Origin of the sequence: Anaeromyxobacter diazotrophicus, assembly GCF_013340205.1 — a bacterium.
GTDB classification, from domain to species: domain Bacteria; phylum Myxococcota; class Myxococcia; order Myxococcales; family Anaeromyxobacteraceae; genus Anaeromyxobacter_A; species Anaeromyxobacter_A diazotrophicus.
The window spans coordinates 40,539-54,812 of record NZ_BJTG01000007.1; the positions used below are offsets into that span (position 1 = coordinate 40,539).

Consider the following 14,274-nt stretch of genomic DNA (forward strand, 5'->3'; position numbering starts at 1 on the left):
CGAGACGTGGAAGGTATCGATCGCCATGGAGCTCCGCCACCTCCGCTACTTCGTCTCGGTCGCCGAGGAGCTGCACTTCGGGCGGGCGGCGGCGCGCCTGCACATCGCCCAGCCCCCGCTCAGCCAGCAGATCCGGCAGCTCGAGGCGGAGCTGGGGTTCGCGCTCTTCGTCCGCGCGCACCGCCGGGTCCGGCTCACCGAGGCGGGCCGTACCTTCCTCGCCGGGGCGCGGGCGGTGCTCGACCGCGCCGCGCAGGCGGCCGCGGACGCGCGGCGGGTCGCGCGCGGCGAGACCGGGGCGCTGGCGGTCGGCTTCGTCGCCTCCGCCACCTACGGCTTCGTGCCGTCGCTCTTCCGCGCCTTCCGCCGCCGGCTCCCCGGCGTGGCGCTCGCGCTCTCGGAGCTCTCCACCGAGGAGCAGCTGGCGGCGCTCCGCAGCGGCGCCATCCAGGTGGGCCTGGGCCGGCCGCCCGCCGACGACCCGGCCGTCGCCGCCGAGCCGCTCCTCGACGAGCCGCTCGTGGCGGCGCTCCCGGCGGCGCACCGGCTGGCGCGCGGCCGGGCGGTGCCGCTCGCCGCGCTCGCCGACGAGCCGTTCGTGCTCTTCCCGCGGCACCCGCGCCCGGGGTGGGCCGACCACATCCTCTCGCTCTGCCGGGCGGCGGGGTTCCGGCCGCCGGTGGCGCAGGAGGCGCTGGAGCTCTCGACGGCGCTGGCGCTGGTCGCGGCCGGCATCGGCGTGACGCTGGTGCCCGCCTCGGTCCGCACGCTGCGCCCGCGCGGGCTCGTCTACCGCCCGCTGGCCTCGCCCGCGCCCACCACCCGGCTCCTGGCGCTCTACCGCCGGGACGACGCCCCCCCGGCGGTGCACCGCTTCGTGGAGGTGGCGCGCGAGGTGCTCGGGCGGGAGGGGCGCCCGCCGCGCGGCGGGGGCTAGGATGCTCGCGTGTTCCTGACCCTCTCGAAGCTGCTCGACCTGCTGGTGGCGCCGCTCACCTGGGCGCTCGCCCTCGCGCTGGGGGCGGCGCTGGCGCGGGCCAGGCCCGCCCGCGCCCGGGCGCTCGCGGCCGCTGGCGCCGCCGTCCTCTACCTGTTCTCGATCGAGCCGGTCGCCACCCTGCTCATGGCCGCGGTGGAGGCGCCCGCGCGCTCGACCTACCGGCCCGAGGTGGTCTACGACGCCGTGGTCGTGCTCTCGGGCGAGGTGGACGCCGCGGCCGCGCGCCGGAGCGGCCGGCTCGAGCTCACCGAGGGCGCCGACCGGCTGGTGGCGGCCTACGAGCTCCTGCGCGGCGGCCGCGCGCGCGCGGCGCTGCTCTCCGGCGGGTCGGCCTTCCCGGTGCCGGGGGAGCGGAGCGAGGCGGAGCTCGTCGCGGCGACCCTGCGCGGGTGGGGGATCGCCCCCGACCGGCTCGTCGTCGAGGGGGCGAGCCGCAACACCCGCGAGAACGCGGTGGAGGCGGCCCGCGTGGCCGGGGCGCGGGGCTGGCGCTCGCTCCTGCTCGTCACGAGCGCGTTTCACCTGCCCCGCGCGCTCGGCTGCTTCCGCCGGGTCGGCCTCTCGCCCGACGCGCTGCCGGTGGACGCGCGCGCCGGCGACGGCCGCCGCCGGAGCTGGCTGCCGCGCGCCAGCGCGCTCGGCCAGAGCACGGAGGCGCTCCGCGAGTGGACCGGCCGGCTCGTCTACTGGGCGATGGGCTACACCGCCTGACGGGCGAAGGCGCCTACGCGGCGGCGCGGATCCGTCCCGGGCCCCGCGCCTGGGCGCGCCGGACGCCCAGGACGTGCCGGCTCGGGTCGAGCAGCAGCCAGGGCGCGCGCGCTTCCTCCGGGCCGCACTGGCCGCGCGCGACGCGCAGCGCCTCCTTCGACCAGCCCTTCTTGCCCTTCGGCACGAGCGTGAGCGGCACGTCCGAGGGGCGCATGAGCTCGAAGCCGAGGCGGCGGTACTGCTGCAGGCAGCGCGGGTTCTCGGCCTGGAGCGACACCCTGCCGCCGTGCCCGGCCGAGAAGGAGAGGCGCTGGGCGTGGGCGATGAGCGCCTGGCCCACCCCGCGCACCGCGCGGCGGTCCGGGCCGCCGGGGGCGCGCAGGAGGTTCCAGGGCGCGCTGGCGAGCAGCTCGATGAACACCCCGCCCGGGCAGACGAAGTAGGAGCAGACGCCCTGCAGCCGGCCGTGGCCGAAGGCGGCGCACAGCTCGCGCTCGCGCGCGGTGCCCTCGCCGGGCTCGACGCCGTCGAGCACGTTGCGCAGCTCCTCGATGATGCGGAGGTCGTCCTCGATGCGGGGGCGCGTCTCGGCGCCCAGCTCGCCCTCGCCGAGGAGCGCCCTCGCGAGGCGCTCCCACTCGGCGAGTCCGGCGCGCAGGAGCGGATCGCCGGGGTCGAGGTGGTGAATCGTGAGTTCCGCCCGCGCGTCGGCGCGGGCGCATCGTTCGTGGGGGTCGTCGAGGGACGTGAGGTTCATGGCGGGGGCAAGCCCAACACCTGAACCGGGTAGGTGTCCAGAAACTACGGTGCGACGCGCTATTTCTCCTGTCGTGTCGACCGCTTGCGCTTTGGCGCAGCCGATGCTTTCGACGGCGCTTCCCGCGTCATCTCCAGCATGGTCGGCCGGAATCCGAGCGACCTGAAAAGGGCTTGCGCGCCCCGGTTGCGGGCCGCCGCCTCCAGCACCACGCGCTCCGCGCCGAGCGCGGCGAGCGCGTCGAAGAGCGCCGAGGCGAGCTTTCGTCCGATACCGCGCCCGCGCGCGCCGGGCTCCACGACGAGGTCGATGGCGTGCCCACAGGCCTCGCGCAGCGCGTTCCAGTCGCGCCCCTCGAGCCGCCCGTAGGCGTAGCCGAGGACCTGCCGGCCCCGCGCCGCGACGAGCACCACCGCCCGCGGGCTCGCGAGCTCCTTGCCGAGCCACCAGGCGTACCCCTCGTGCATGTCCTCCACGACGAAGAAGCGCTGCGGGTCGAAGGCGTGGTGGACGGCCGCCAGCGCGGCGCCGAGCCGGCCCAGCGCCGGCAGGTCGGAGCGCCGCGCCGGGCGGATGACGAGCTCACGCTTGGGCACGGGAGGGCTCTACCTCGCCCGCGGCTGCGGGGGAACGGCCCGGAGCAGGCGTCCCGCCGCCCGGCCGAAGGCCGCCTCGCGCCGGGCGATGGGCGCGAACCCGCTGCAGGTCCGGGGCAGCGCGCGCTCGGGGCAGGCCTCGCAGCGGCGCCGGTCCGGCCCGCGCCGGCGGTAGGCACGGACGGCCCATCCGGCGGCCGCCAGCGCCAGGGCGGCCGCCGCGAGCCCGGCCGGCGACGCGGCGCGGAGGCCGGACAGCGCGAGCGCGGCCGCGGCGCAGGCCGGAGCGCCGCGGGTGAGGAGCTTTCCGCCAGCCGGCGCTCCCGCGGCGCCTGCCCCGCCGCGGGGCCGCACGGCCGCGAGGAGAGCCGGGCCGAGCAGCGCCGCGCCCGCCAGCAGCGCCGCTCCCGGAGGCACGGGCAGCGCGAACGCGGCGGCCGCCCCGACCGCCGCGCCCAGCGCCGCGCCCGCGCAGCCGCGGCAGAGCCGGGCGCGCCGGCCGAGCCGCACCGTCTCGGCGGCGTAGGCCGCGCAGAGCGGGTGGTGGGCGTACCGGTGGAAGAGGTGAGCCCCGCGCGCCAGGCGGTCGAGGCGCCGCGCCAGCGGCCGGGGGACGCGGCGGCGCTTCACGCGGCGCGGGCGCGCAGCACCACCGCCGTACCGTAGGCGACGATCTCGTTCGTGTTCTGCATGAGCTCCGACGAGTCGAAGCGCATCCCGAGCACCCCGTTCGCGCCCATGACGCGCGCCTGCTGCTCGAGCCGGTTCATCGCCTCGTTGCGGCTGTCGTTGGCGAGCTCGGTGAACATCGTGATCTCGCCGCCGAAGAAGGTCTGGCAACCGGCGCAGGTGGTGCCGACCACGCTCCGGCTGCGCACCGTGATGCCCCAGCACGGGCCGATGACGCGCTCCACCTCCCAGCCGGCGGGCGGCTCGAAGGTGGTCAGGATCGGGATCTCGTGGCGCTGGATGCCGTGCATCGTTTTTCCCCTCCGGGCTCGCTCCGTGGCACGTTAGCAGGAAGCTCGCGGGGGAGGATCATGCCGAACGAGAAGCTGCAGTCCGACATCGAGCGGTTGGCGCGGGGCTTCGCCGCCGAGGTCACGCGCCTCGTCGCCGAGGCCATCGTCTCCGAGGTGCAGGCCGCGATGGCCCGGCCCGGCGCGGCCGGGGGCGGGCGGGCCCGCGCGGCGCCGACGCGGCGCCTGCAGGCGTCGCAGGTGGAGCGGTGGGTGCCCGACCGCCGCGCCCGCCGCGTCCCCAACTTCGTCATCCAGGCGACGGGCCTCTCCACGAAGCGCGAGATCGTCGACCGCTACGGCGAGCACGCCATCTTCCAGAGGGGCCACCCGGCGCCGCCGCCGCTCCGCGCCGCCGCCGCGCCGAGGTCCACCGGCGAGGCGGACGGGTGAGCCCGGCGGGTGAGGCCGGGCCGCCCTCGTTATGAGAGGCGGCGTGGAGCCCGAGGTCCTCGCCTTCCGCGACGTCACGAAGCGCTATCCGCTCGCCGCCGGCGCCGAGGTCGAGGCGCTGCGGGGCGTGTCGCTCGACGTGCCGGCCGGGCGCGCGGTGGCGCTCATCGGGCGCAGCGGCTCGGGGAAGTCCACCTTCCTCCACCTCGCCGCGGGCATCGACGCGCCCACCCGGGGCGCGGTGCGCCTCATGGGCCGCGACCTCGGCCAGCTCTCCGACCGCGAGCGCACGCTGGCGCGCCGCGACGGGGTGGGGCTCGTGTTCCAGTTCTTCCACCTCCTCCCGCACCTCACGGTGCTCGACAACGTGCTCGTGCCGGCGCTCATCGGCGGCGGCGACCTCGCCGCGCTGCGCGCGCGGGCCGGGGCGCTCCTGGCGCGGGTGGGGCTGTCCGGCCGGCTGGCGCAGCCGGCCCAGCAGCTCTCGGGGGGCGAGATGCAGCGGGTGGCGCTGTGCCGGGCGCTCCTGCGGCGCCCGCGCCTGCTCCTCGCCGACGAGCCCACCGGCAACCTGGACGAGGCCACCGGCCAGGTCGTGATGGAGCTCCTCCTCGGCCTCGCGCGCGAGGAGGGGAGCGCGCTCGTGTACGTCACCCACAGCCGGGAGCTGGCGGCGCTCGCCGACGAGACCTGGCGGCTGCACAGCGGCCTCCTCGAGCGGGCGTGAGGCGCTATTTCCTGCGTGCGCTCGGGGCGCACCTGCGGGGCGGCCGCGCCCTGTTCGCGCTGGCGGTGGCGGGCGTGGCGCTGGGCGTCGGGGCGGTGCTGTCCATCCAGATCCTGAACCAGAGCGCGCTCGGCGCCTTCACCGGCAGCGTGCGGGCGCTCTCGGGCGACGCGCAGCTCTCGGTGGTGGGCCGGGGGCCCACCTTGCCGGACGAGCTGCTGCCGGAGGTGCTCGGCACCGCCGGGGTCGCCGCGGCGCGGCCGCTCTTGCGGCTCGAGGTGGCGCTGGAGGGAGAGCGCGGCGCCGCGCTCGAGCTGGCGGGCGCCGACCTCTTCTCCGCGGCGGGGCGGCGCCCCTTCGAGCTCCCGCGCGTCCGCCTGGCCGAGGTGCTCGCGCGCCCGGGCTGGGTGGCGGTGACGCCGCAGCTCGCCCGCGAGCGCGGGTGGGCGCCCGGGACGAAGCTCGCCGTCTCGCTCGGCTCGCGCCGCGCGACCCTGGAGGTGGGGGCGCTCGTCGACTTCCAGCGCGTGGCGCCGCTCGCCAGCCGCCGCCTGGCGGTCATGGACCTGGCGCAGGCGCAGGCGCTCCTCGGGGCGGCGGGGCGCGTGAGCCAGCTCGACGTGGTGGCGGCGCCCGGCGCCTCCGTGGAGGACCTGACGCGCAGGCTCGAGGCGCGCCTCGGCCCCGGCTACCGCGCGGTGACGCCCGAGCAGCGCGTGGCGGAGGCGGGGGCGCTCCTCGCCGCCTTCCGGCTCAACCTCACCGCGCTCTCGGCGGTGAGCCTGTTCGTGGGCGGGTTCCTCGTCTACGCCTCCACCCAGGCGGCGCTGGCGCGACGCCGCGAGGAGCTGGGGGTGCTGCGCTGCCTCGGCGCCACCCGCGCCCAGGTGCTGGCGCTCGTCCTGGGCGACGCGCTCGTGCTCGGCGCGCTGGGCACCGCCGCCGGCGTCCCGCTCGGCTGGCTCGCCGCGCGCGCCAACGTGGGGGCGGTGAGCGCGACCTTGCGCAACCTGTACCTGCTCGAGGGCGTCGAGGCGGTGACGCTCGGGCCCGGGCTCGTGGCGCTGGGGGTGGGGCTCGGGCTCCTGGGCGCGCTGGCGGGCGCGGTCCTGCCCGCGCTCGACGTGGCGCGCGAGGACCCGCGGGCGCTCCTCTCGAGGCGCGCCGAGGCCTCGCCCGGGCGGACCCCGCCGCGGCTCGCCGCGCTCGGCCTCCTCGCCCTCGCAGCGTCCGCCGCGCTGGCGCTCGGGCCGCTCCGGCGCTGGCCCTACGCCGGCTTCGGCCTGGCGCTGGGCGTGCTGGCGGCAGTGCCGCTCGCGGCGCCGCTCCTCTTGCGGGCCGCCGGGCGGCTGCGCCCGCCGCGGCGGCTGGGGGTCGCCTTCGGGGCGCGCGACCTCGCCGCCCACCTGCGCGCCACCGCCGTCCCCGCCGGCGCCCTGGCGGTGGCGGTGAGCATGCTCGTCGGCATCACCGTGATGATCGGGAGCTTCCGGCACACGGTCGAGGACTGGCTCTCGGCCACCCTGCGGGCCGACGTCTACGTGACCTCGCCCTCGTGGCGGCGCGGCCGGACGGACGCGGTGCTGGCGCCGGAGGTGGTGGCGCGGCTCGCGGCGGCGCCCGGCGTGCGGCGGGTGGAGCGGCTCCGGCAGGTGACGGGCGAGGTGCTCGGGCGGCGCGTGCCGGTCTCCGGGTTCGACGCCGCGCCGGCGGCCGGGCGGGTGCAGCTCCTCGCCGGCGATCCCGCCGCCGCGCTCGCGAAGGTGGCGGGGGAGGGGCAGGTCCTCGTCTCCGAGCCGCTGGCGCGCAAGGCGGGGCTCGCGCCGGGGGACCGCCTCGCGATCGACTTCCCGGCCGCCGGGGCGAGGGCGGGCCCGCGGCGCTACGTCATCGCCGGCGTCTATCGCGACTACGGCAGCGAGGGGGGCGCCATCCTGATGGACCTCGCGGCCCTGGCGGAGGCGGCCGGCCCCGGGCCGCTCACGAACGTCGCCCTGGACCTGGCGCCGGGCGCCGACGTGGAGGGCGAGGTGGCACGGCTGCGGCGCGAGTTCCAGGGCGAGGCGCTGGTGGTGCGCTCGAACCGCACCCTCCGGACGGAGGTGCTCGCCATCTTCGAGCAGACCTTCGCCGTGACGCGGCTCCTGCAGGGGATGAGCCTGGTGGTGGCGGTGGCCGGGGTGGCGCTGGCGCTGCTCGTGCTCGCGCGGGAGCGGTCGGCCGAGGTCGCGCTCCTGCGCGCGCTCGGCGCGACGCGCGGGCAGATCTTCCGCCTCTTCGTGGGGCGCGCGCTCGGCATCGCGCTGGCGGGCCTGGTCCTCGGGGCGGCCGGCGGCGCCGGGTTGGCGCTCGTCCTCGTCCAGGTGATCAACCCCGCCTGGTTCGGCTGGTCTCTCGCGCTCCACGCGCCGTGGAGGGTGCTCGCGAGCCAGGGGGCCCTGCTGCTGACGGCCGCGGTCGCGGCCGGGATCTACCCCGCCGCGCGCGCCAGCCGCACCCCGGCCACGGAGCTCGCCCGCGATGCGCTCTGAGCCCCGGGCCGCGCTGCTCGCGCTCCTCCTCGCCGCGCCGGCCGCGACCTCGATCGCGACCGCGACGGCGACGGCGACAGCGACGGCGGCGACCGCGCCCTCGACCGCCGACGGGTTCCGCCCGGCCGCCCCGGGCTACGCCTGGTCCTTTCCGCGCGACCACTGGAAGCACGACGGGTACCGGACCGAGTGGTGGTACTTCACCGGGCGGCTCAGCTCGGTGGACCCGCCGGGGCGCGAGCTCGGCTACCAGCTCACCTTCTTCCGCGTGGGCCTGCTCCCGGAGCGGCCGCCGCTCGACACGCCCTGGGCGAGCGCGAACCTCGTCATGGTGCACGCGGCCGTCTCGGATCTCACCGGCGGCGCGCACCTCTTCGGCGAGGTGCTCTGGCGCGAGATGCCCTACCTCGGGGAGCTGGCCGAGTTCCCGCGCCACCCGCTCGCCTGGGCGCGGGCCGCGCCCGGCACGCCGGGGCGCTGGACGCTGGACCTCGCCGGTGGCGCCTTCGAGCTGGCGGTGGAGGACCGCGCCCGCGGCTTCGCCTACCGGCTGCGCGCCACCCCGGAGCGGCCGCTCGTGTTCCAGGGGCCCGGGGGGTTCTCGCGCAAGTCGGCCCAGGAGGGGTACGCCAGCCTCTACTACAGCTACCCCCGGCTCGCGACCGAGGGGACCGTGACGCTCGGTGGAGAGAGCTGGCGCGTGCGCGGCCTCTCCTGGATGGACCGCGAGCTCGGCTCCTCGCAGCTCGCGCCGGCGCAGGTGGGCTGGGACTGGTTCGCGCTCCACCTCGCCGACGGGCGCGACCTCATGCTCTACCTCCTGCGGCGGGAGGACGGGGCCGTCGACTTCGCGCGCGGCACGCTGGTCGGCCCCGGCGGCGCTACCCGCTGGCTGGCGCAGGGCGAGCTGTCGGTCCGCGCCGACCGCAGCTGGAGGAGCCCGGGCAGCGGGGCGACCTACCCTGCGCGGTGGGAGGTGAAGGTCCCGTCGGCCGGCATCGCGCTCACCGTGACCCCGGCGCTGGCGGACCAGGAGAACCGGAGCGCGCTCGCGGGCGGCGTCTTCTACTGGGAGGGGGCGGTGCGGGCCACCGGGCCGGACGGGGCGCCGGCGGGGGAGGGCTACGTCGAGCTGACCGGGTACGGGGCGCGCAGCCGGCCGCCCATCTGAGCGCCGCGCGCCGGCCGGGCCCGGGCGCGCGCGAAGAGCCAGAGCGCCGGGAGCAGCAGCGCGGCGGCGAAGCCGAACCGGCCCCAGCCCGCGCGCGCCACGCAGAAGTCGCCCAGCCCGTGCAGCGCCGCCGCGATCGCCGCCGCCGCCGCGACCCGCAGCGCGAGCCGCCCGCGCGGCGCCGCGGTCGCCTCCGCCAGCGCCACCGCGAAGGGCGCGGCGAGCAGCCCGTGCGCCACCGGCCCGAGCGCCGCGCGCGAGAGCGCGAGCGGCCAGCTCGCGCCGCGCAGCGCCAGCGCCGCCTCCGCCACCGCGAACACCGCGACCGCCGCGGCGCTCGTCCCGAGCACGTTGCGCCGGCGGTGGCCCCGGCGCGGCGGCGAGACGGCGAGCGCGATGCCGAGGAGCTTCGCGCCCTCCTCGATGATCCCGATGGCCGCCGCCGCCCCGAGCGCCGGCCAGGCGCCGGCCGAGAGCCACTCCCAGCGGAGGTCGAGGCCGGCCGCCGCGGCGGCGCGGTAGGCGAGCCACGCGGCCGCGAGCGCGATGGCGCCGCCGGCGATCCCGCGCAGCGCCGTCGCCCCGGTGCGCCCCGGCTGCCAGGCGACGGCGACGACCCAGGTCGCGGCGAGCGCAACGCAGGCGGCCAGCCAGGCGAGGCCTTCTGTGCTCATGGCGCACAAGGTAGGTGTCCGCCCACAAGGAGACACCCGAACACCTCACGCGGGATTGATCCGGGCCACCCCAGGCGCCCTACCGCTTGGGATGGGTGGCCAGGGTCTCCCCGGAAGGTGGGCTGGCTCGCGCCCGGCGGGGGAGCGCGGTCGGGGCCTGCTATAAGCGGCACCGATGCTCCGCCACGTCGAGCGCATCCCCGTCCACGGCTACGACACCGACGCCTTCGGCGAGCTGGCCCTCCCGGCGCTCGCGAGCTACCTGCAGGAGGTCGCCGGCCACCACGCGACCGCCCTCGGCTGCGGGCTCGACGCGCTCCGCCCGCGCGGGCTGACCTGGGTGCTGGTCCGCCAGCGGGTCGAGGCGCCGCGGCCCATCGCCCTGGGGGAGGAGCTCGAGATCGCGACCTGGCCCTCCGGGCTCCACCCGCTGGTGGTCACGCGCGAGTTCACGGTGAGCGGAGCGGACGGCCAGGAGCTGGCGCGCGCCTCGACCGCCTGGCTGGTCCTCGACCTCACGGCGCGCAAGCCGGTCCGGCCGGAGGCGGTGCTCGACGCGGCGCTCCGGCCCCACCTCGAGGCGGTGGCCCCCGTCCCGCCGCGCCTGCCGCCGCCCGCGGAGGGCGCGCCGTCGCGGCGCTTCGAGGTCCGGTACGCCGACATCGACCTCAACCGCCACGTGACGAACACGAGCTACCTGGGCTGGGCGCTCGAGGGCGTGCCGGAGGCGAGCTGGCTCGCCGAGCGCGCCTCCGCCGTGGAGGTGCACTACCTCGCCGAGGCCCGGCTCGGCGACGCCGTGCGCGTGAGGACCGAGGGCGGCGCGGGGGAGCGGCTCCACGCGGTCGTGCGCGAGGCGGACGGCAGGGAGCTGGCCCGGCTCCGCACGCGCTGGGCGCCGCGGTGATCCTGCCGCGGAGCGCCGCCAGCGCCCGCGTGTCCCGTGAATATCGGGGGTCGTCGAACGGACACTGGGTCAAATTGGCGTGGCCACCCATCCCACGCTGGCCGCGATCGCGCGCGGCACGGCGGCTGCACCGGCCCGGCGCGGGAGGCACAGGGACGACATGCGCCAGGGCCGTTCGAGCCGGTTGACCATCCGCACCCGCGTCCTCGTCGCCTTGACGGGCGTGGCGCTCACGACCGGGGTGGTGGGCGGGGTCGGCTGCTGGCGCCTGCTCGGGATCGAGGCCCGTTTCGAGGAGAGCTCCAGGGACGCGGTCGCGATGACCCAGCTCGCCGAGGCGGAGCGCGGGCTGTGGGAGCTGCGGTTCGCGCTCCCCAACTACCTCCTCGGGGACGCGGCCCGGCGCGCCGCGCTCCGGGACGGAGCGCGGCGCTGGCTCGACCAGGTCGAGGCGAACCTGGCGCGGTTCCGGGCCGGGAGGAACGATCCCGCGACGGCGGGGCTGCTGGCGCAGTGGGACGCCTCGTACTCCACGTACGTGGCGTCGAGGCCGCGGTTCTTCGACCTCGTCGACGCCGGGCGGGCTGACGAGGCGAAGGAGCTCCGCGCGAACGTCACGAACCCCGCAGCCGCGCGCTCCGTCGAGGCGCTCGGGAAGCTCATCCAGCTCGGGCAGGCCCGGTTCGAGCAGGAGAAGGCGACCGCGCGCGCCAGCGTGGAGGCCTCGCTCCGCGTGCTCGTCCTGCTGACCATCGCGGCGGCGGTCGCGGCGATCGCCACCGCCCTCGCCGTAGCGGGCTTGACGGCGCGCTCCGTGGCGCGCGTCGCCGGAGAGGCGCAGCGCCTCACCACGGCCGTCTCGGAAGGGCGCCTGGGCGCCCGCGCCGATCCCGAGCTGGTCGAGCCCGAGTTCCGGATCGTGATCGACGGGATGAACCGGACCGTGGACGCCTTCGTGGCCCCCATCCGGCTGACGGCGGAGTACGTGGCGCGCATCGCGAACCACGAGATCCCTCCCAGGATCACCGACGAGTACCGGGGCGACTTCGCGCTCGTGAAGGAGAACCTCAACCGCTGCATCGACGCGGTCGCCCAGCTCGACGGCGACGCCGACCGCCTCGCCCGCGGGATCGCGGCCGGCGACCTGTCGCTGCGCATCGAGCTGGCGGGCCACCAGGGCACCTTCCGGAAGGTGGCCGAGGCCATGAACCAGGCCCTCGAGTCGTGCGCGGTGCCGCTGCGGCGCGCGCGCGAGGTCCTGGAGCGGCTCGCCCGGCACGATCTGCGGGCGCGCATGGATGGGGAGCACCGAGGCGAGTTCGCCGCCCTGAAGGTGGCCATCGACGCGGCGGCCGGCGCGCTGGACGAGACCATGGCGCTGGTCGCGGACTCGGTCGAGCAGGTCTCGGCCGCCTCGACGGAGATCGCGGGCTCCAGCCAGGAGATCGCGGCCGGCGCGAGCGCGCAGGCCGCCAGCCTCGAGCGGACGCAGACGTCGCTCGAGGGCATCGCGGCGTCGACCCGGAGCGCCGCCGCCAGCGCGCAGGAGGCGGGCGCGCTCGCGGGGCAGGCGAGGGGCACCGCCCAGGACGGCGCGCGCGCGATGGAGCGCATGAGCGAGGCGATGGTGGAGATCCGCCGGTGCGCCGACGGGACGCGCCAGATCATCCGGGACATCTCGGAGATCGCCTTCCAGACCAACCTCCTCGCGCTCAACGCCGCGGTCGAGGCGGCGCGGGCGGGCGACGCGGGCCGGGGCTTCGCGGTCGTGGCCGAGGAGGTGCGGTCGCTCGCCCAGCGCGCCAAGAGCGCTGCCGTCAAGACGGAGGAGCTCATCCAGGAGTCCGTCAGGCAGGCGGCGCAGGGCGAGAGCACGAGCGCGCACGTGGGCGCGAAGCTTGGCGAGATCCTGGCGAGCGTCGCCTCGCTCTCGGACGTCGTGGGCGGGATCTCCGCCTCGACCGCGCAACAGGCGGCCGGCATCGGGCTCCTCGGCACGACGGTCGCCGAGGTGGGAAAGGTCACGCAGGAGAACGCGGCCAGCGCCGAGCAGTCCTCCGCGGCCGCGGGCGAGCTGTCGCGCCAATCCGACGAGCTGGCGGCGCTGGTCCGCGGCTTCGAGCTCTCGCGCCGCGCGCGCCGCGCGCACGCGGCCACCAGGCTCGCGGACGAGCCGTCCGCCGGCCTCACCTGAAGCGTCCCGAAGGGAGGAGCACCCGCATGCCGACCTGGAATCCGAGCCTCACCGTGGGTGTCACGGCCATCGACGAGCAGCACCAGGAGCTCTTCCAGCGCGCCGACGCGCTGCTGGAGGCGATGCGCGCCGGCAAGTCCACCGAGGAGGTGAAGCCGCTGCTCGAGTTCCTCGACGCGTACTGCGCCCGCCACTTCGCCTCCGAGGAGCGGGTCATGCGCGAGCGCGGCTACCCGGGGCTGGAGGAGCACCTGGCGCAGCACCGCACCTTCGTCGGCAACTTCCAGAAGGTGGCGGAGCAGTTCGAGCTGAAGGGGGCCTCGCCGACGGTCACCATCGCCCTGCAGCAGCTCGTCTGCGGCTGGCTGGTGGGGCACATCGGCGCCGTCGACAAGCGGCTGGGGGCCTTCCTGGCCGGCCAGCAGGTCCGGATGACGGTCTAGCGTCCCCGGCCGCGCCCGCTCAGGCCGTCACCCACTCGCGCAGCACCTCGTCGATCTGCTCCTCGGAGAGGCTGCCCTGGTCGGCCAGCTCCTTGATGCGCTGGGTGATGGCCTTGAGCTCGCCCTCGCCGAAGGTGATGCCGATCTCCCGCGCGCGATAGCCGATGGCGTGCTTGCCGGTGAGGCGGCTCCCCACGATGAGGCGGCGGGTGAGGCCGAACGCCTCCGGCGGGATGACCTCGTACGAGCCCGGGTTCTGGGTCATGGCCTTGAGGTGCATGCCGGCCTTGTGGGAGTAGGCCGTCTCGCCGGTGAGGTAGTTGTTGAACGGGATCTCCACCGCCGCCGCGCGCGCCACCAGCCGCTCCAGCTCGCGGAGCTGCCCCAGCCGGTAGCGCTTCGCCACCCCCTGCGGATCGAGCGAGTACATGCGGGCGACGAACCCGCCCAGCGGCGTGATCCCGATGCGCTCGCCGATGCCCAGGACCGAGACGTCGACGTGGGTGGCGCCGGCCGCCACCGCCTCGTGGGCGTTGGCGATGGCGCAGCCGGTGTCGTTGTGCCCGTGAAACCCGATGTCGCACTTCACCGCGCGGCGCACCTCGCGCACGGCGGTGAAGACCTGGCGTGGGGTCGCGATCCCGACCGTGTCGGCGAGCCCCACCCGGTGGACGCCGAGCTGCGCCGCGGCGCGGTAGACGGCGAGGAGGTCCGCCTCCTCGGTGCGGAAGGTGTCCTCGGCGCTGAAGCGGACCTCGAGCCCGGCGCCCAGCGCCAGCTCGATGGGCGGCGCCATGGCGTCGATGATCTGCTGGATGCTCTTGCCGTGCGACGACTCGCGCAGGATGCGGCTGGTCGCGAAGAGGAGCCCCAGCCCGCGCACCCCGGTGTCGATGGCCGCCTTGACGTCGTCCACCACGCAGCGCGAGTGGGTGATGACGCGGGCGCCCAGCCCCAGCTTCACCACGTGGGCCAGGTCGCGCTGCGACTGCGGCGAGGCGGCCGGCGAGGTGAGCTCGATGTAGTCGACGCCGAAGCTGTCGAGCGCGCGCGCGATCTCGACCTTGTCCTGGGGCCGGAAGGTGGCCTTGGCGAACTGCTCGCCTTCCCGCAAGGTCGAGTCGATGATCCTCCAGTTCGAGTTCGGCATG

The 14,274-nt window shown here is 76.9% G+C and carries 15 protein-coding genes; 9 read left to right on the forward strand and 6 right to left on the reverse strand.

From position 1 onward, the window contains the following. Positions 1–25 precede the first annotated feature (25 nt). Both HWY08_RS14645 and HWY08_RS14650 read left to right on the forward strand, forming a co-directional pair. Positions 26–937 (forward strand): LysR family transcriptional regulator, encoded by a 912-nt coding sequence (locus tag HWY08_RS14645; RefSeq protein ID WP_176066487.1) that lies wholly within the window; start codon positions 26–28, stop codon positions 935–937. Between the two features lie 9 nt (positions 938–946). Continuing rightward, on the forward strand, positions 947–1,711 hold the full coding sequence (locus HWY08_RS14650; protein ID WP_176066489.1) for a YdcF family protein: 765 nt from the start codon (positions 947–949) through the stop codon (positions 1,709–1,711). A gap of 13 nt (positions 1,712–1,724) precedes the next feature. Here the strand turns inward: HWY08_RS14650 and HWY08_RS14655 are convergent, their stop codons facing one another. The 4 genes from HWY08_RS14655 to HWY08_RS14670 are packed head-to-tail and all read right to left on the reverse strand — an operon-like array spanning position 1,725 to position 4,044. Next, a complete protein-coding gene (locus HWY08_RS14655; RefSeq protein ID WP_176066491.1) occupies positions 1,725–2,468 on the reverse strand; it encodes an N-acetyltransferase in 744 nt (247 codons plus the stop codon). A 59-nt stretch (positions 2,469–2,527) separates the two neighbouring features. Further along, positions 2,528–3,064 carry a GNAT family N-acetyltransferase gene (locus HWY08_RS14660; protein ID WP_176066492.1) on the reverse strand — a complete coding sequence of 179 codons (537 nt, stop codon included), beginning with the start codon at positions 3,062–3,064 and terminating at the stop codon, positions 2,528–2,530. 9 nt (positions 3,065–3,073) lie between these two features. After that, positions 3,074–3,694 (reverse strand): hypothetical protein, encoded by a 621-nt coding sequence (locus HWY08_RS14665; RefSeq protein ID WP_176066494.1) that lies wholly within the window; start codon positions 3,692–3,694, stop codon positions 3,074–3,076. Next, positions 3,691–4,044 (reverse strand): YbjQ family protein, encoded by a 354-nt coding sequence (locus HWY08_RS14670; protein ID WP_176066497.1) that lies wholly within the window; start codon positions 4,042–4,044, stop codon positions 3,691–3,693. The genes HWY08_RS14665 and HWY08_RS14670 overlap by 4 nt, the downstream gene beginning before the upstream one ends. A 60-nt stretch (positions 4,045–4,104) precedes the next feature. Here HWY08_RS14670 and HWY08_RS14675 point away from each other — a divergent pair, with 60 nt between their 5' ends. The 4 genes from HWY08_RS14675 to HWY08_RS14690 are packed head-to-tail and all read left to right on the forward strand — an operon-like array spanning position 4,105 to position 8,905. Continuing rightward, positions 4,105–4,476 (forward strand): hypothetical protein, encoded by a 372-nt coding sequence (locus HWY08_RS14675; RefSeq protein WP_176066499.1) that lies wholly within the window; start codon positions 4,105–4,107, stop codon positions 4,474–4,476. Between the two features lie 31 nt (positions 4,477–4,507). Beyond that, positions 4,508–5,203 (forward strand): ABC transporter ATP-binding protein, encoded by a 696-nt coding sequence (locus HWY08_RS14680; RefSeq protein ID WP_176066501.1) that lies wholly within the window; start codon positions 4,508–4,510, stop codon positions 5,201–5,203. Further along, positions 5,200–7,734 (forward strand): FtsX-like permease family protein, encoded by a 2,535-nt coding sequence (locus tag HWY08_RS14685; RefSeq protein WP_176066503.1) that lies wholly within the window; start codon positions 5,200–5,202, stop codon positions 7,732–7,734. Before HWY08_RS14680 ends, HWY08_RS14685 begins: the two co-directional genes overlap by 4 nt. Further along, positions 7,724–8,905 carry a lipocalin-like domain-containing protein gene (locus tag HWY08_RS14690; RefSeq protein ID WP_176066505.1) on the forward strand — a complete coding sequence of 394 codons (1,182 nt, stop codon included), beginning with the start codon at positions 7,724–7,726 and terminating at the stop codon, positions 8,903–8,905. The genes HWY08_RS14685 and HWY08_RS14690 overlap by 11 nt, the downstream gene beginning before the upstream one ends. On the opposite strand, the gene HWY08_RS14695 is transcribed toward HWY08_RS14690, so the two are convergent. Beyond that, on the reverse strand, positions 8,857–9,579 hold the full coding sequence (locus HWY08_RS14695) for a PrsW family glutamic-type intramembrane protease (protein ID WP_176066506.1): 723 nt from the start codon (positions 9,577–9,579) through the stop codon (positions 8,857–8,859). The genes HWY08_RS14690 and HWY08_RS14695 overlap by 49 nt on opposite strands. 175 nt (positions 9,580–9,754) lie before the next feature. On the opposite strand from HWY08_RS14695, the gene HWY08_RS14700 reads away from it, so the two are divergent. The 3 genes from HWY08_RS14700 (at position 9,755) to HWY08_RS14710 (ending at position 13,123) form a co-directional block, all read left to right on the forward strand. After that, complete coding sequence (locus tag HWY08_RS14700; RefSeq protein ID WP_176066508.1) at positions 9,755–10,486, forward strand: acyl-[acyl-carrier-protein] thioesterase; 732 nt, start codon at positions 9,755–9,757, stop codon at positions 10,484–10,486. A gap of 160 nt (positions 10,487–10,646) precedes the next feature. Continuing rightward, the gene (locus tag HWY08_RS14705) at positions 10,647–12,680 is read left to right on the forward strand and encodes a HAMP domain-containing methyl-accepting chemotaxis protein (protein ID WP_176066510.1); all 2,034 of its coding nucleotides are present in this window, start codon (positions 10,647–10,649) and stop codon (positions 12,678–12,680) included. 26 nt (positions 12,681–12,706) lie between these two features. Further along, positions 12,707–13,123: a bacteriohemerythrin gene (locus HWY08_RS14710; protein ID WP_176066512.1), complete on the forward strand. Its 417-nt coding sequence runs from the start codon at positions 12,707–12,709 to the stop codon at positions 13,121–13,123. 19 nt (positions 13,124–13,142) lie between these two features. On the opposite strand, the gene lysS is transcribed toward HWY08_RS14710, so the two are convergent. Beyond that, a complete protein-coding gene (gene lysS / locus HWY08_RS14715) occupies positions 13,143–14,273 on the reverse strand; it encodes a homocitrate synthase (protein ID WP_176066514.1) in 1,131 nt (376 codons plus the stop codon). Position 14,274: the final 1 nt, after the last annotated feature.